Here is a 16,565-nt window from a genome sequence, read left to right on the forward strand (position 1 = left end):
CAAATATGAACATTTCTCAGATAGGACAATATTCATGCGTCTAATCCTCATGACTGGTAAAGGAGGAGTTGGGAAAACCTCTGTGGCGGCGGCTACTGGACTGCGCTGCGCCGAACTCGGCTATCGCACGCTGGTTCTCAGCACTGACCCCGCACACTCCCTAGCAGATAGCTTTGACTTAGAATTAGGACACGAACCTCGCTTGGTGCGCCAAAATCTCTGGGGTGCAGAATTAGACGCGCTGCTGGAATTAGAAGGAAACTGGGGTGCAGTTAAACGCTATATCACCCAAGTCTTGCAAGCACGGGGATTAGATGGAGTCCAAGCTGAAGAATTAGCTATTCTACCAGGCATGGATGAAATTTTCGGTCTAGTGCGGATGAAGCGTCACTACGACGAAGGCGAATACGATGTCTTAATTATCGATTCTGCGCCTACGGGTACGGCTTTAAGGTTGCTTAGCTTACCTGAAGTCAGTGGATGGTATATGCGTCGCTTTTACAAGCCACTGCAAAAAATGTCGGTAGCGCTTAGACCTTTGGTAGAGCCTTTATTTAAACCTATTGCAGGTTTTTCGCTTCCAGATAAAGAAGTGATGGACGCTCCCTATGAATTTTACGAGCAAATTGAGGCATTGGAAAAAGTTTTAACTGACAACACGAAAACTTCCGTGCGCCTAATCACTAATCCTGAAAAAATGGTGATTAAAGAGTCTCTTCGCGCTCATGCCTATCTCAGTTTATATAATGTTTCTACAGATTTAGTCGTTGCCAACCGGATCATTCCCGAACAAGTAACCGATCCTTTCTTCCAAAAGTGGAAAGAAAATCAACAGCAATATCGTCAGGAAATTCACGAAAACTTTCGTCCTTTACCCGTGAAAGAAGTGCCACTTTATTCTGAAGAAATGTGTGGTTTAGCAGCTTTAGAAAGATTGAAAGAAACATTATATCAAGAAGAAGATCCTGCCCAAGTTTATTACAAAGAAACTACGCTCAAAGTCGTACAAGAACACAATCAATATAGTCTAGAACTGTATTTACCTGGCATTCCCAAAGATAAAATTCAGTTGAGTAAAACAGGAGATGAATTAAACATTACCATCGGCAACCATCGCCGTAATTTAGTTTTACCGCAAGCTTTAGCTGCATTACAACCATCTGGAGCAAAGATGGACGAGGATTATCTCAAAATTCGCTTTGCCGATATTGCTAAGGTTTAATTTGGTAGGGTGCGTGAATAACGTACCCTACTAATTCCTGATCTGTACGGGCATAATCAAATAAGTCATCTGCAACCCACCAATGGGAGTCAAAACCACTGGAGTAACTGCCGTATTGAGATGCATTTCGATTTCCCCTGAAGGTAATGCTTTGACTCCATCCATCAAATAAGCAATATTAAAAGCGATATCGAGATTGCCCCCACCAGAAATTTCAGCAGGTAGAAATTCTTTCCCGCTACCTACATCTTGCGCGTCAACTGATAAGGCTAATTCTTGTTTGTCGGTATCAATATGAAACTTGACAATATTATTTTTCTGGTCGGCAATAATCGCAATTCGTTCTAATGCACTCAGTAATTGTTTCCGATCGATCGCAATTTGGCGCTCGAATTGACGCGGAATTAACTGACGATAAGCAGGATACTGACCTTCTAGGGTACGACACGTCAACCGTTGCTCCGACCATTCAAACACGATTTGACCGCGATCGCAATTTAAGGCAATTGGTTCGCTGGCTTGTAGCTTACCCAGCATCCGTTCCAATTCTCGAAACGCTTTAGCAGGTACGGTGACTTCAAGCTGTCTGAACTCTTCGCTATCTGAAGTATCATTTGCAGTTTGCACGACTGCCAAGCGATGACCGTCTGTTGCTGCAAATTCTAGCGTGTCCTGCTGGACTGTCAAATGCAATCCTTTCAAAATTTGCTTGCTTTCGTCAGCACTTGTTGCAAATAACGAGCCTTTTAAACCCTCCATCAAAGCCTCTGCTTGCAAATGCACGAATTCACCCTTTTCTAACACGGGTAATTCAGGAAATTCTTCCACCCCCATACCGCGAATTTGGTAGCGTCCATGCTGAGAGGCGATCGCAGCAATAAATGGGACTTCTCCTTCCTCTTCTTCCAGCGTAATTTCTCCTTCTGGAAGCCTTGCCACAATGTCATTTAACAACTTAGCAGGCAAAGTCATCGCGCCGCTTACCGTCACTGTAGCAGCAAACGTGGTGCGAATTCCCAGTTCGAGATCGAAAGCTGTCAAGCTTACCTGCTGCGTATCTGCGTCGGCTTGCAGCAATACGTTAGCCAAAACCGGATGAGTCGGACGCGAGGGGACGGCGCGACTGACAAGAGAAAGGTTTGTACTAAGGTCGTTTTGAGTACAGACGAGTTTCATGGACGGCTAACAGATGGCACTGGGCTAGGACAGATTTGCTCCAGAATAGACATAGTATCACTCTTGTCAAGGTTGTTGTAAAAATGAACCAATAAACTTCTCTGCGAATAGATCCGACTTAAAGATATATTTTTTTTATTAGTAGTAGTAGGTGCTGTGGAAACTGTGAAAAAAAATGGCTCTTGCTGTTTCTGTGGCGATCCTAGAGATTAAAACTTGTGGAAAACTTGTGGAAAAAAGCCTTAAGTTTTCCACAGGGTATTTATACTTACTATAAATTTTCCACGTAAAATCAATAGTTTTCCACAAATTGTCCCCGGGTTTTCCACAGAAAACCCGAAGTTTTCCACAGGCAGAACTGAATCTTAATTTTTATTTATACTCGCTTTAAGCTTGAGTTGTAGAGAGCGATCGCGATCGCCAACTCAATTAGCTAAAGCTCCAACAAACCTAATTCGACTTGCTGACTGTAAACTTAGTACTTTTGATTTTACTATGCTTAATGATAGTATATTAGGTTTTCCAAATTCATCCGTTCTATTTGAATTTAGTTCAAATCGTACTGGGATTAGAGCTGTAAAATCGTCTATAGTGGAATATCTCACCTCTGTTTAAGTTTGCCCGTGCAAAGCTTCCTACCGATCGCCTACTTTCAAAATCAGTTTGTTCCGTTTGGCGAGGCTAAGATCTCCATTGCCACCCATGCCTTACACTACGGAACGGGAGCCTTAGGTGGTTTACGCGGAATTCCCCACCCGCAGGATTCCCAGCAAATTTTGCTGTTTCGGCTCGATCGCCATTGCCAGAGATTGAGTAATAGTGCTAGATTTCTCCATTACGATTTACCAGCGGACAAAATTCAAAGCGTCATCGTTGAATTTGTCAAACGCAATCAGCCCACAGCATCTTTCTACATTCGTCCTTTTGTTTACACTTCTGGCTTAGGAATTGCACCGCGATTACATTCGATCGAAAAAGATTTTTTTGTTTACGGATTAGAGTTACAAGACTATTTATCTGCTGAAGGTGTTAGCTGTCGCATCAGCTCTTGGTATCGACAAGAAGATCGCAGTATGCCACTACGGGGTAAAATTAGCGCTGCTTACATCACTTCTGCTTTAGCAAAAACAGAAGCAGTTGAATCGGGTTTTGATGAGGCAATTCTACTGAATTCTCAAGGTAAAGTCAGCGAAGCTTCGGGGATGAATATATTCATTGTCAGAAACGAAAGACTGATTACCCCAGGTTTCGATCAAGATATTTTAGAAGGAATTACTAGGGATAGCGTCATTGAAATTGCCCGAGATTTGGGAATTGAAACAATAGAAAGACCAGTCGATCGAACTGAACTTTTGATTGCCGATGAAGTGTTCTTATGCGGTACAGCAGCTAAAATTGTTCCAGTAAAAAGACTAGAAAATTATCAATTATCGCCACAAAATAAGATTACGCAAAAACTGCAAGAAAAACTGATTGCAATTACTGAAGGTAGAGAACCAAAATATCAAGATTGGGTATATTCGATCGCGCTAAGTTAGAAGAGAGTAGTGAGAAATGAGTCATGAGTTTAACAGAAGATATTCTGACTCAATTACCAGGCGATGTTCTGAGTGGCTTGCGACAAGCAGATCGCTTGCTCGCGACGTTGAGAACGGAGATGACAGCAGTACCGACAGTCGTGACTCAAAGCGAAACTCTTTTAGACACCGTTGACTGGGATGTCGCGATCTGTGGTGGTACGCTGGGAATTTTAATTGGCAGCGCTTTGGTACAGCGGGGATGGCGAGTCGCTTTGCTCGAACGCGGAATTTTACGAGGTAGACAGCAAGAGTGGAATATTTCTCGCCAAGAATTGGCGGTTTTTTTGCGGCTGAATTTATTAACTGAAGCGGAATTAGAACAAGCGATCGCTACTGAGTATAACCCCGCCCGCGTCAGCTTTCACAACGGCGGTGAAATTTGGATTCAAGACGTACTCAATCTTGGTATAGATCCAATTTACTTGCTAGAAACCTTAAAGCAAAAATTTCTAGCAGCAGGTGGCGTGTTATTAGAAAATACTCCCTTTGTAAGTGCGATCGTTCATCCCAATGGCGTGCTTGTGGAGCAGGGAGCAGCGAGGGACAAGGGGGACAAGCAAGAGAATGTCTCTCACTCCTCACTCCTCACTCCTCACTCCTCACTCCTCACCACGCGCCTCCTCATTGATGCAATGGGGCATTTGTCCCCGATGACAAAACAAGCACGTCAGGGACAAAAACCCGATAGTATTTGTTTGGTTGTTGGTAGTTGCGCTCAAGGGTTTCCCCAGAATCAAACTGGCGATTTGATTGCCACTTTCACGCCGATTCAAAATCGCTGTCAGTATTTTTGGGAGGCTTTTCCTGCTAGAGATGGTAGGACGACGTATTTATTTACCTACATGGATGCTAGTCCAGAACATTTGGGTTTAGAAGCGTTATTTGAAGAATATTTGCGATTGCTGCCACAGTATCAGGCTGTAGATTTAGATAAACTGCATTTTCAACGAGCCTTATTTGGCTTTTTTCCTGCCTATCGCCAAAGTCCTTTACACACTCCTTGGAGTCGGATTCTACCAGTAGGAGATAGTAGTGGTAATCAATCACCGCTAAGCTTTGGGGGGTTTGGAGCGATGGTACGCCATTTAGAACGTCTAACGCTTGGCATTCATGCAGCACTTTCTAGCGAGCAGTTATCTGCATCGTCACTGTCATTACTAGCCCCTTATCAACCAAATCTCAGCGTTACGTGGTTGTTTCAAAAAGCGATGAGGGCAGATATTGGGGGAAATATTCCGCCCGATCGCATTAATCGGTTGCTAGCAGTTGTATTTCTCACCATGCAACAGTTGGGCGATCGCGTCCTCAAACCGTTTCTACAAGATGTAGTACAGTTTTTACCCCTGACACAAACTTTGTTCAAAACTGCGATCGCGCATCCTTTGTTAATCGCCCAAATTATCCCTCACGTTGGCTTAGGGGCTTTAATAGATTGGACGATCCATTACACTAACCTCGGAATCTATTCAGTCTTATCTAAATTCAGTCCCATTATCCAACCTTGGCTAAAAAACCTACCCGCACCACAACAGTACCAATACCACCGCTGGATTGACGCTTGGCGCTACGGATCTGGTGAAGAGTAGTAATTGGTAATTGGTTGACAGTTGACGCGCTCCGCTACACTGCGTGAAGACAGTTGTTTTTTCTCCCCCAGCCTTCCCCAGCCTCTCCAGCTCCCCCAGCTCTCTTCCTCTGCTCCCTGTTCCCTGCTCCCTGCTCCCTTTCTTCAATCACCCACTCACATAATCAGGCATCTGCCACAGACGAAAGACTGGTTCAATCGCTTCTCCAATGCGATCGGCAACGTAGCGTACTGTTTGTGCTTCTTTGTTGGTGAAGTGGCGCGGGTGCAAGCTGCCAATATGAAATACACCAACAACTCGATTGCTAGCAAATAAAGGAACGCCTAGCATAGAATGCAGTCCCTTTTGTCGCAGTACGGGGCTGTAAACTTCTATTGTCGATAGGTCGTCAACAATTGTTAACTCTGGATGAGCTGCAATTTTACCTGCAAACCCCTGTCCGATGGGAATTCTGACTCCAGTTTCGATTTCTTCTTCCAAGCCCAAAGTGGCATGAACTGCTAGTTGTTCTCCGTTTTCTGTTTGTAATAAGACTGCGACAGTATCAACTTCTAGGATGTGGCGAATACATTCCAAGGTTGCTTGGAGTAAATTTTCTAGTGGTCTATGGGCAAGTTCGTTTTTGCTCGCAGCGCGATCGCGGGATGGATTTGCTGAAACTCGATCGCCTTGAGCGATCTGGTTGTATTCGTGTTGGTGAGTCACTTCTTCTTTGACTTGCAGGCGACTGTCAATTGCTTTGGCTGGTACGCCAACGGCAACGGAGTAAGGGGGAAGATCTTTAGTGACAACCGCGCCAGCACCGATGACGCTACCCTTGCCGATCGTGACCCCATCTAAAACTTTCACGCCATAACCTAACCAGCAATCGTCGCCAATTTCAATTCCCTTTTTCGTCACTCCTTGATCGCGAATCCTCTGTAAGGGGTCTGCAAAAATATGATTGTTAGCCACTATGCCACTGTGAGCAGCAACCATGCAGTCCTTGCCAATTCTGACATTCCCTGGACCAGCAATACAGGAGTAGGGACCGACGAACGTGCCATCACCAATTTCAATCGTGCAGTTATCTCCGGCACAACTAATATCAACGCCTCGATCTATAGCAACGCGATCGCCCAGCAAAATTTGACAATTATCATTCCAAGCGTTCAGCTTGACGTTGCCAAATAAATAAACCTCGTCGCCAAGCTCGATCTTTTCAGCACTGAGAAACTCTACTCCCTCTTGGATAAAGACTTTTTTACCCATGTGCCGCAAGATTAGCGGGTAGAATTTTCGGCGTGCAGCCGTACCCATAGCGAGCTTAGGCAAGGAGCCTACTATAGTGGTAATTATTAGCTCTCTTAAGCGGATCAACTTCCTTCGGGAACTGTGTTGATTCATAGAGAAACTCCAAATCGACCTTGATTTTAGAAATGAAATGTTAAATAGATTGCTAGCGGTTAGTTAATTTATGGTATAATTAACAACCTTATGCTTTTTGCTTTACTTTTGCTTTGGATTCCTGAAAAACCCGACTTTGCTCTAGTCGAACTCTAAGGTTCTATATATTAGCTAATTTGTCTATTTATTTTATATTGGCAATAATTCTACATATTACTGCCACTCTATATTTTTTTATTTTAGCAAGACTTTTAAAAGCTGCTAAACTGATTGCTCGTGATTCTTCTTGCCTTTTTAGATGTTGGCGATCGCGGCAACTGAGCGAGAGTCAGATATGCATCAAGCTAACTATTACTATAGGAATAGATTGATAATTACAACTGCATCTTTTCTGCTTCGTGAGTCAGGTATTAATGCTTATTGTTTCTTAATAGGAGGTTTACCGTTCTTATTGTACATATAACTTGAGAAAAACAACATTCACGAACGAGTACAGCCATAGCTTAGATAATAATACTTATAGAATAATCTCTATAAATTTGTTGAAAACTACTCCTTCAGAAAGGTTTCTATGAAATAAATCTCTGATCTCAGAATGAAGAAATGAAAGTAATAGTATGAAAGACAATAGAGAGTTTCAAAACTATTTTTAATAATTACAAATTGTTTCAATCGGCGATCTGGCGATCGCTAATAACTGATACCTGAGAAGGGCGAATTTCGAGCGAAGATGTATTGCTCAGGCTGTCAATCTATTCGCCAAACCCACCCCTACGGTCACTGATAACTTTGTACAGGCGTTACATGTAACGTCTCTACACTGCTCCCTGCTCCCTGCTCCCTGCTCCCTGCTCTTTGTAGTAAAGTTTATACCAGTCAACAAAGCGTTGAATCCCTTCTGATAAAGGCGTAGTAGGTTTGAATCCAACATCGTGAATTAAATCGTCTACATCCGCGTAAGTGCAAGGAACGTCACCGGGTTGCATCGGTAACATTTGCGTGCGAGCTGATTTTCCCAAAGCGCTCTCAATTGTCTGAATAAACTCATTCAGTTCTACCGGACTGTTATTACCAATGTTGTAAATTTTATATGGAGCTTGGTTTTCAGGTATTGCACTACTGCCGTTGGGTTGAGAATACAGTTGAGGTGGACGCTGCATAACTCGCACTACGCCTTCTACGACATCATCAATATAGGTGAAGTCGCGTTTCATCTTGCCATAGTTGTAGACTTCAATTGGTTTGCCTGCTTCAATCGCCTGGACAAATTTAAAATAAGCCATATCCGGTCTTCCCCAAGGACCGTAAACCGTAAAAAAACGCAATCCGGTAGTAGGTAAATTGTAGAGATGGCTGTAGACGTGGGCGATTAGTTCGTTGGCTTTTTTGGTAGCAGCGTAGAGGGACACAGGGCGATCGACGCGATCGCTAACTGAGAAAGGTATTTTGGTATTTGCACCGTAAACAGAACTGGAAGACGCAAAGACTAAGTGTTTGACCTGACTGTGACGACAGCCTTCCAGCAGGTTAACAAACCCGGAAAGATTACTATCAGAGTAGGCAAAGGGATTTTGTAGGGAATAACGAACCCCTGCTTGGGCCGCTAAATTGACGACATAATCGAATTTATTGTATTGAAACAATTCTAAAAGGCGATCGCGTTCTGCTAAGTCCAATTTTTGAAATGCAAACCCCGGATGTGGCTGAAGTTGCGCTAAGCGGTCGTGCTTGAGTTTGACATCGTAGTAGCTGTTGAGGTTGTCTATGCCATAGACTCCTATCCCCTCTTGAAGCAACCGTTGTGCTAAATGATAACCGATAAATCCGGCAACTCCAGTCACTAATACGTGCATGTTTTAATATCCTTCGCTAGCATTGTGGACGAGATTTCAGGCGATCGATCGCACTAAGTATTTTTGCTACCAGTGACAAGCTAAACCGAAGTAAAAATGGTAGTTGAACCGTTCGGTTTGGGGTTAAAGTCAGACCAGTTCTCATCATAGAGGAGCGATCGCCACTCACAGATCGGGTTTGACTCATCTCTTTCGTAGACGCATTAATTCTTTACAAGTGCCTGTTTTGACTGTAGTGAGTCTTGTTAGCTTGCTCCTAAGAGATTCTGGAATAATCTTTCTTGTTGATAAATTTGTCAAGCCCCTTATGGAAGGATATTTAATCTTCTTAGGTAGTACCCTGACAAAAAAGACCTGTTTAGCAGTTATTATGTAAATCAATGGCAGATATTAAGAACTATTAATTTTTTCTAGAACTATCATAAATTTCGATTGATGCAAGAAAAACGGAGCGAGAGTAGAGCCTCTCCTAAGGTTAAATCAAATTTCTCGCCTGCCAGAGGGTTCTTTTGGGCAGCACGTACCCGTATTTTCTTCTGGTATCTGCTGACAATCGGTTTCATTTTTGTGGTTTCCATCCCTGCGTTTCGCCAGGTGCTTTACGAGCGCGTCAACCAGCGTGTCAATCGGGAACTGACGGAGAAGATGGAAATATTTACTCAATTAATTGCTCCAGAAACCGAAGCAGGCGATCGCGAAAATGAAGAAGTGACGGCTGCTGTCAATTTGCTCAAACAAGCAGATATACGTTTGACAAGACCTCCAGCGACAGAGGATGAGTTGGAAGAATTTTTCGATGCTTTTCTCGGTCGCCAGCTATCGGAAGATGATACTTTTTTGATTGCGATCGTGGATGGAGAATTTCGTAAATCTAGTCCGAGAGCTAGACCCAAAGTACTCGCTCCCGATTCTAAGTTAATTCAATTCTGGGGAAAACTGACTCAACCAGAGCAAGGTGAAAAGGAATTTCCCACAGAACCAAATATTAATAGCGTTCTTTACACAGCTAAACCTGTTTGGATTGACGGCAAAATTGCGGGTGTATTTGTGGTTGCTCATACTACCGCTGGCGAACGAGCTGAAGTTGTAGAAGCCGTATTAGCAATCGTTCAAGTCAGTGCTGTAGTACTATTTCTGGCTTTGCTAATAGCTTGGGTTGCTTCTCGGGGGGTTTTGGCTCCTCTGCGCCTCCTACTCCAAACAACTCATCAGATTAGCGAATCCGATCTCAATCAACGCATTTCCGTGGAAGGAAAGGGCGAACTGGCGGAGCTAGCAACTACCTTTAATGAAATGATGGATAGATTGCAAGCCGCTTTTACTAGCCAGCAAGAGTTTATCAACGATGCGGGACACGAACTGCGAACGCCAATCGCGATCGTGCGCGGACATTTAGAATTGATGGGCGACAACCCCGAGGAAATACGGGAAACTCTAGCGCTAGTGTTAGATGAGCTAGATCGCATGAGCCGATTTGTCAGTGACATGATTTTACTAGCAAAAGCGGAACGCCCAGACTTTTTACGCTGGGAAACTGTCGAGCTTCAATCTTTTACAGAGGAATTATTTGCTAAAGCACAAGCACTAGCCCAGCGTAACTGGCAATTCGATAGTACAGCTCAAGGTCAAACGATCGCCGATCGTCAGCGTTTAACTCAGGCAGTGATGAACTTGATCCAAAACGCTATCCAACACACAAAAGAGAATGACATAATTGGTATTGGCTCGGCAATTAGTAAAAGTAGAATTAGTTTTTGGGTACGTGACACGGGAGAAGGGATCGCACTTGTAGATCAAAAAAGGATATTTGAACGCTTTGCTCGTGCTGCTAACAGTCGCCGCCGCTCTGAAGGTGCTGGATTGGGATTATCAATCGTCCAAGCAATTGTAGAAGCTCACGGTGGACGGGTTTTACTCAAAAGCGATGTTGCTGCTGGCGCTAGATTCACGATTGTCATACCCTTGATGCGATCGCCAGAGAAAAAAGTCATGTCGAACGAGTTGGTTGACGATTAAATCAAAGTAGAAAGGCGATCGGCAAGTTCAGAGATGAAAAGTTTCTCATTTCAATTTCATCACAATCTCATCTTGAGCTGCCAAAGTAATCGGTAAGAGAATAATTGCTGAAATGATTAAGAGTTCGCTGGGTTGTTCTATTACTGTTTCTAGAAGATAGGATTAAGAAAACAGAAGACGGATAAATAAAATATTTATAAATAAAAGATTTATCTTTTATGACGTTTATTTTTAGTCTGTTATTATCTGTGTAGCTATTTCCATCATCCTACAATCATGAGGAATGTTAAGTTGTAGCAGTAGGGCGATCGCTAGCTAAGATTTGCAAGGATTTCCATGCAAAATTAGCGAAATCGTTCTCTTCAGCATTTACTTGATTCATTGACCACCTTGAAATAGGTACACCACAAGGTTATGAGCCAAATTTTGATTGTGGAAGACGAAGCTCGTCTAGCTGCTTTTGTTGAGAAAGGACTTGGCAAAAGTGGTTTCAATACTCTTGTAGCGACTGATGGAGAACAGGCGATTGAATTGGCTCGAACTAGTCAACCCGATCTATTGTTACTCGACCTTGGTTTACCAATTAAAGATGGTTGGCAGGTCATGCAAGAACTACGTAGCAAGGGAGAAGTGCTACCAATTGTCATTATGACTGCTCGCGACGATAATCAATGTAAGGCAGCTGCTTTGCAAGCTGGTGCAAATGATTACATTACTAAGCCTTTCCTCTTCAAAGACTTATTAGGATGTATACAGGCACAGTTGGAAATCGCTTGCAAACCAACGATGCTCAAATAACATTTTTAGCATTTGTAGGGGCGCACATCTGTGCGCCCCTTGTACTACATGAGATCCCTCCTAGCCCCCCTTATCAAGAGGGGTTGGGGGGGATCGCCTCCAAGCGTAGTTTTGAAAAAATGGTAGTAGGGTGCGTTATGCCAAAGGCTAACGTACCCTACTGAGATGTTTTCTTAATGACTTTGTAGAGATGCAGTCACCTCTCTAAGTTTAAGTATGCGAACGAATGAGTTGAAGTGAAAGAGAAAATTATGGCGAAAATGAGAGATTTCTCATGAGAAATCTCTCATTAAACATTCATTGTCAATTCATCACTGACTGCAAAGATATATGTAGATGGAAAACAAATCGTTAGTGAAGAACTGCGATCGCCGGTCAATTTTTCACAACCAACCACACAAAAAGGATATCAGTCATGCGACTGCTGGTTTATTCCCACGACGCATTTGGACTTGGCAATATTCGCAGAATGTTAGCAATCTGCGAACACCTATTAAGCGAAATTCCTGACCTTTCAATTTTATTACTTTCTGGTTCGCCCATGCTTCAGGGCTTTCGATTACCAAAAGGACTTGATTATATTAAGTTACCTTGTCTCAATCGCGGTGAAACTGGCGAAATCGCTGTCAAATATTTAGGAATGGGTGTGGAAGATACGGTTAAGCTGCGTTCGGAACTGATCTTGTCAGCGGCAATTATTTTTCAACCAGATATCTTTTTGGTAGATAAGAAACCCTATGGACTAAAAAATGAGTTACGAGGTACGCTCAATTATCTAAAAACAACATTACCAGAGACTAAACTAGTACTGTTATTACGAGATATTCTTGACTGTCCAGAAAAAACGATCGCGGATTGGCAAAAGAACGATTTTTATACAGCGATTGAAAAGTTTTACCATCAAATACAAATAGTTGGAACGCCAGCAGTTTTTGACACGGTACGAGAATACAGATTTCCACCTACTATTGCTGAAAAAGTACGCTACTGTGGCTATCTGCACCGTCAACCGGGACAAAAGAGTCGAACTCGCATTCGACAAGAATTACAAGTTTCGCAGCGAGAACGCTTAATTCTAGTGACCCCTGGAGGTGGAGAGGATGGCTATGAGTTAGTAGATACTTATTTGTCAGCCTTAGCACTATTACCAGCAAAGTATCGCATTAAAAGTTTGATAATTTGCGGTCCTGAAATGCCTAAAAAGCAAAAGCAACTCGTTGAACGAGCAGCAGAAAATAACTCTCAAGTTCGAGTTGGAGAATTTACAAATGATTTAATGAGCTATATAAATGCCGCAGATATTGTGGTGTCTATGGCTGGATACAATACTGTTTGTGAGATTTTATCAGCAAGAAAACCATCTGTCATTATTCCGCGTAGTAAGCCGTCTCAAGAACAATCAATTAGAGCTGAGAGGATGGCGAGCTTAGGGTTAATTAAGACGCTCATACCTGGTAAGGAAGATTTTAGTTCCACAACTTTAATGAATCTACTTCTAAGTCAGTTAGAAGGACAACAAAAGCCAGACTTTAACTTAGACATGAATGGGTTAGTTCGAGTGAAAGATTATTTCCTTCAACTCATGTCGCAAAAAGTCTGCGAACATCAACTGAACCAAATTTATCAAAAATATACTTCTTTACCCGCTTTAGCGATCGATCGCTCAGCAGTTTAGATAGTTTTTATTGTAGGAATTCTGAGCTAGCTATGAAAAAAATTATGTTTTACTGTCAATATCTGAGTGGTATGGGACATTTAGTTCGTAGCTCAGAAATTGTGCAAAGCTTAGCAAAATATTTTCAAGTTTACTTTATTGTTGGTGGTCCTCAAATTCCAGGTTTTGAGCTACCAACACAAGTAGAAGTTATTCGATTACCTGCACTGTGGCTAGAAGAGGGGAAATTTACAGTTGGGGATAGTCCATTTACTGTTGAAGAAGTGAAAGAAGCTAGGAAAAAGATCTTAATAGCAGAGTGCGATCGCATCAAACCTGACTGTTTAATTACAGAATTTTTTCCTTTTGGTAGACACAAGCTACTCTTCGAGCTAATTCCTTTAGTCGAATATCTAAAAGCGACAAGTCCTACAACCAAAATTGTTTCTAGCTTGCGTGACGTTATCGGAAAAGAAAGCGCTCCTGAAGAAGAGAAAACAATTTGCGATCTCATGAATCGATATTTCGATTTGCTCCTGTTTCATGCCGATTCTCGCTTTCAAACTTTTTCGGATAGTTTTGCTAGACATAAAGAAATTAAGGCTAAAATTGTCCACACAGGATTTGTAACACAACTACCAAAAATTACCTTTACACCTCTTGAAGAATTGTGGAATGAAGTTGGTGTAGATACCGTCAAAATTGTAGCAAGTATAGGTGGCGGTAGAATCGGTTATGAAGTGCTAGAAACACTGGTTGAATCGAGTGCGATATTGAGCCAAAAACTACCTCACGTTATTAAGATATTTACTGGATCGTTTATGCCAGCAGAGAAGGTGACATACCTCAGAAAATTGGCTAGCGATCGCGACAATATTCAAATTGAAACTTATACCCCACAACTGCTTGAATACATGCGGACGGCAGATATTTCCGTTAGTCTTGGCGGGTACAATACCACAATGAATATTCTGAGTACGGGAGTCCGTGCAATTATAATTCCTATTGGTCACGAGCATGTGGATAAAGAACAGTTACACAGAACGCAAAAATTAGAACAATTGGAGATTGTTAACAGTATTCATCCTCTAGCCTTATCGCCCCTAAGTTTGTCTAATAAAATTATCAATTGCTTAACTAATCAACGATTTCATAATTCGCAAGCATTCGATCTTAAAGGAGCTGAAAATACAGCTAATTTCCTAGAAGGTTTTCTCAACCCTCAGATTGCAACCTTGAGTTTTGTTTGATTGTTTTTGGCTGATTTAACCTACCGATGGCTTTCTTCGCACGCACCATATACCATTACTTCAAGGAGAACTACTAAATGGGTCAGCGCCCCAAAGAAAAAGATTTAAGAGGAGTAATACCAGGTCTTGTACGGATTCTGAGAAAGTTCTCTCCCTATATCCGTAAGCAAAGATTCACAATTGTTGGTGCTTTTTTCGCTTTATTAATAGAAACAGGTCTACGATTACTAGAACCTTGGCCTCTAAAGTATGTTTTTGATAATATTCTAATTCCCGCTCATAACAACTCTACTAATATTCCTAATAGTTTTGGACTCAATCCAGTTATGCTGCTGACTTTATCAGCTTTAGCAATAGTTGGCATTACTGGGCTGGGTAGCATGGCAGCATATTTGAGTACCTATGGTATGTCTTTGGCTGTTGTAGAAATATTATCTGAGGTACGCGGTCAAGTGTTCGATCGCTTGCAGCGTCTCTCTCTTTCCTTTCACCAACAACATAAAAGCGGCGACTTAATTACTCGCGTCACGGCTGATATTGAAAAAATGCGGTTGGTGACGATCAAAACTGCTCTACCTTTATTGACCAACATTATTTCTTTACTAGGAATGTTGGCAATTATGTATTGGCTGAACTGGGAATTAGCCTTAGTCGCAACAGCAATATTCCCACTCCTAACCCTGCTCACGAGTAAAACAATCGGTCGTATTCGTAGTTTTGCCAAACAACATCGCGATTCTGAAGGTGTTTTAGCAGCGACCACGGGTGAAACCATTGGGGCGATTAGAGTCGTACAAGTTCTTTCTTTGCAGGAGATGCTACATAGCATTTTCGCAGCGCAAAACCAAAAAAGTTTAGATGAGGCGATTGAATCTTTAAAACTTTCAGCAGCATTAGAAAGAACGGTGCAAGTCCTAATGGCAGTAATTATCGCCGCAGTCTTGTGGCGCGGCTCCCATGTAGTTCTGCACAAGGGACTTACTCCTGGCGAATTATTAGTATTTATGACTTATTTAAAAAATGCTTTTGAACCAATGCGAAAACTTTCCACTCAAGTCGGGCAGATTGCTAAAGCGACGGCTTCTGGTGAAAGGGTGGTGGAGTTATTGGACTACGAACTCAACGTGCGTGACTTACCAGGGGCAAAAAAAGCACATCCTTTCTTTGGGGCAATCCGGTTTGAAAATGTCTCTTTTGGCTACAGTACAGGTAAGGAAATATTAAAAAATGTTAGCTTTGCCGTTCAGCCAGGGCAACAAGTAGCTGTGGTGGGTCCTTCTGGAAGTGGTAAATCGACTCTTCTGAGTTTAATTCTCCGCCTGTATGACCCTGATTCCGGTCGGATTTTAATTGACAGTCAAGATTTACGCGAATACACCCTAAACTCGCTGCGGCAGCAAATTAGCGTAGTTTTGCAAGATAGCGTTTTGTTTGCAGTTAGCGTACAAGAAAATATTGCCTACGGGAAACTAGGATCTTCTCGCAAAGAAGTAGAACAAGCCGCCCGTCTTGCTAATGCTCATGAATTCATCATGCAACTGCCCCAAGGCTACGATACAGTTTTGGGCGAACGGGGTGGAACGCTATCGGGCGGACAGCGACAAAGAATTGCGATCGCCCGCGCGGCGATCCGTCAAGCACCGATTGTCATTCTGGACGAACCAACTACGGGTTTAGACAGTGCTAGCGAACAAATTGTCAATGCAGCCTTAGAAAAACTCACGGAGGGGCAGACGACATTTACAATCTCCCACAATCTCAGAGCAGTGCAACACGCAAATATCATCCTCTACGTTGAAGGGGGCAGCATTTTGGAACAGGGGACGCATAGCGAACTCATGCGTCTGGGCGGACATTATGCCACCTTGTACCAGATGCAAAGCATTATCGATAGCGAGCCAACAGGAGATACTTATGCGATCGAAGCATGAGGAAGATCGAGCAACCCGCGTTATCTTAGTACGCCACGGGCAGAGTACTTACAATGCCCTCGGTCTCTATCAAGGTAGCAGCGATGAGTCAGTATTAACTGAAGTAGGGCGCA

General features: G+C 42.7%; 13 protein-coding genes. 9 read left to right on the forward strand and 4 right to left on the reverse strand.

From position 1 onward, the window contains the following. Positions 1-34: 34 nt before the first annotated feature. A complete protein-coding gene (locus tag ACRC32_RS05295; protein WP_438553007.1) occupies positions 35-1,222 on the forward strand; it encodes a TRC40/GET3/ArsA family transport-energizing ATPase in 1,188 nt (395 codons plus the stop codon). A gap of 30 nt (positions 1,223-1,252) precedes the next feature. Here the strand turns inward: ACRC32_RS05295 and dnaN are convergent, their stop codons facing one another. Beyond that, the gene (gene dnaN, locus ACRC32_RS05300; RefSeq protein ID WP_438553008.1) at positions 1,253-2,398 is read right to left on the reverse strand and encodes a DNA polymerase III subunit beta; all 1,146 of its coding nucleotides are present in this window, start codon (positions 2,396-2,398) and stop codon (positions 1,253-1,255) included. Positions 2,399-3,021: 623 nt separating this feature from the next. On the opposite strand from dnaN, the gene ACRC32_RS05305 reads away from it, so the two are divergent. Together ACRC32_RS05305 and ACRC32_RS05310 are read left to right on the forward strand one after the other, a co-directional pair. Further along, positions 3,022-3,936, forward strand: coding sequence for a branched-chain amino acid transaminase (locus ACRC32_RS05305; protein ID WP_438553009.1), 915 nt, complete (start codon positions 3,022-3,024; stop codon positions 3,934-3,936). A 23-nt stretch (positions 3,937-3,959) separates the two neighbouring features. Continuing rightward, complete coding sequence (locus tag ACRC32_RS05310) at positions 3,960-5,564, forward strand: FAD-binding oxidoreductase (RefSeq protein WP_438553010.1); 1,605 nt, start codon at positions 3,960-3,962, stop codon at positions 5,562-5,564. A gap of 147 nt (positions 5,565-5,711) precedes the next feature. Here ACRC32_RS05310 and ACRC32_RS05315 read toward each other — a convergent pair whose 3' ends face one another. The 3 genes from ACRC32_RS05315 to ACRC32_RS05325 form a co-directional block, all read right to left on the reverse strand. Then, entirely contained in the window at positions 5,712-6,878 is a 1,167-nt protein-coding gene (locus ACRC32_RS05315) for a GAF domain-containing protein (protein WP_438553011.1), read from the reverse strand. Positions 6,879-7,765: 887 nt separating this feature from the next. Then, positions 7,766-8,803: an NAD-dependent epimerase gene (locus tag ACRC32_RS05320; RefSeq protein ID WP_438553012.1), complete on the reverse strand. Its 1,038-nt coding sequence runs from the start codon at positions 8,801-8,803 to the stop codon at positions 7,766-7,768. A 16-nt stretch (positions 8,804-8,819) separates the two neighbouring features. Further along, on the reverse strand, positions 8,820-8,990 hold the full coding sequence (locus ACRC32_RS05325) for a hypothetical protein (protein ID WP_438553013.1): 171 nt from the start codon (positions 8,988-8,990) through the stop codon (positions 8,820-8,822). 248 nt (positions 8,991-9,238) lie between these two features. On the opposite strand from ACRC32_RS05325, the gene ACRC32_RS05330 reads away from it, so the two are divergent. The 6 genes from ACRC32_RS05330 to ACRC32_RS05355 all read left to right on the forward strand — a co-directional run. After that, entirely contained in the window at positions 9,239-10,819 is a 1,581-nt protein-coding gene (locus ACRC32_RS05330) for an ATP-binding protein (protein ID WP_438553014.1), read from the forward strand. A 414-nt stretch (positions 10,820-11,233) separates the two neighbouring features. Further along, positions 11,234-11,617 carry a response regulator transcription factor gene (locus ACRC32_RS05335; protein WP_438553015.1) on the forward strand — a complete coding sequence of 128 codons (384 nt, stop codon included), beginning with the start codon at positions 11,234-11,236 and terminating at the stop codon, positions 11,615-11,617. A gap of 415 nt (positions 11,618-12,032) precedes the next feature. Continuing rightward, positions 12,033-13,292 (forward strand): glycosyltransferase family protein, encoded by a 1,260-nt coding sequence (locus tag ACRC32_RS05340; protein WP_438553016.1) that lies wholly within the window; start codon positions 12,033-12,035, stop codon positions 13,290-13,292. Positions 13,293-13,324: 32 nt separating this feature from the next. Beyond that, positions 13,325-14,521 (forward strand): glycosyltransferase family protein, encoded by a 1,197-nt coding sequence (locus tag ACRC32_RS05345; RefSeq protein ID WP_438553017.1) that lies wholly within the window; start codon positions 13,325-13,327, stop codon positions 14,519-14,521. A 77-nt stretch (positions 14,522-14,598) separates the two neighbouring features. Beyond that, complete coding sequence (locus tag ACRC32_RS05350; protein ID WP_438553018.1) at positions 14,599-16,452, forward strand: ABC transporter ATP-binding protein; 1,854 nt, start codon at positions 14,599-14,601, stop codon at positions 16,450-16,452. Beyond that, positions 16,436-16,565 (forward strand): histidine phosphatase family protein (locus ACRC32_RS05355; protein ID WP_438553020.1); only part of this gene is annotated, 130 nt, incomplete at its 3' end. The genes ACRC32_RS05350 and ACRC32_RS05355, both read left to right, overlap by 17 nt.

Source organism: Chroococcidiopsis sp. (assembly GCF_051657925.1).
Lineage (GTDB): Bacteria > Cyanobacteriota > Cyanobacteriia > Cyanobacteriales > Chroococcidiopsidaceae > Chroococcidiopsis.

Excerpts from the sequence above, each read along its gene's own strand:
- ACRC32_RS05295 (WP_438553007.1), top strand. The coding sequence starts at position 35 with ATGCGTCTAATCCTCATGACTGGTAAAGGAGGAGTTGGGAAAACCTCT.
- dnaN (WP_438553008.1), bottom strand. The coding sequence starts at position 2,398 with ATGAAACTCGTCTGTACTCAAAACGACCTTAGTACAAACCTTTCTCTT.
- ACRC32_RS05310 (WP_438553010.1), top strand. The coding sequence starts at position 3,960 with ATGAGTTTAACAGAAGATATTCTGACTCAATTACCAGGCGATGTTCTG.
- ACRC32_RS05320 (WP_438553012.1), bottom strand. The coding sequence starts at position 8,803 with ATGCACGTATTAGTGACTGGAGTTGCCGGATTTATCGGTTATCATTTA.
- ACRC32_RS05325 (WP_438553013.1), bottom strand. The coding sequence starts at position 8,990 with ATGAGTCAAACCCGATCTGTGAGTGGCGATCGCTCCTCTATGATGAGA.
- ACRC32_RS05330 (WP_438553014.1), top strand. The coding sequence starts at position 9,239 with ATGCAAGAAAAACGGAGCGAGAGTAGAGCCTCTCCTAAGGTTAAATCA.
- ACRC32_RS05335 (WP_438553015.1), top strand. The coding sequence starts at position 11,234 with ATGAGCCAAATTTTGATTGTGGAAGACGAAGCTCGTCTAGCTGCTTTT.
- ACRC32_RS05340 (WP_438553016.1), top strand. The coding sequence starts at position 12,033 with ATGCGACTGCTGGTTTATTCCCACGACGCATTTGGACTTGGCAATATT.
- ACRC32_RS05345 (WP_438553017.1), top strand. The coding sequence starts at position 13,325 with ATGAAAAAAATTATGTTTTACTGTCAATATCTGAGTGGTATGGGACAT.
- ACRC32_RS05350 (WP_438553018.1), top strand. The coding sequence starts at position 14,599 with ATGGGTCAGCGCCCCAAAGAAAAAGATTTAAGAGGAGTAATACCAGGT.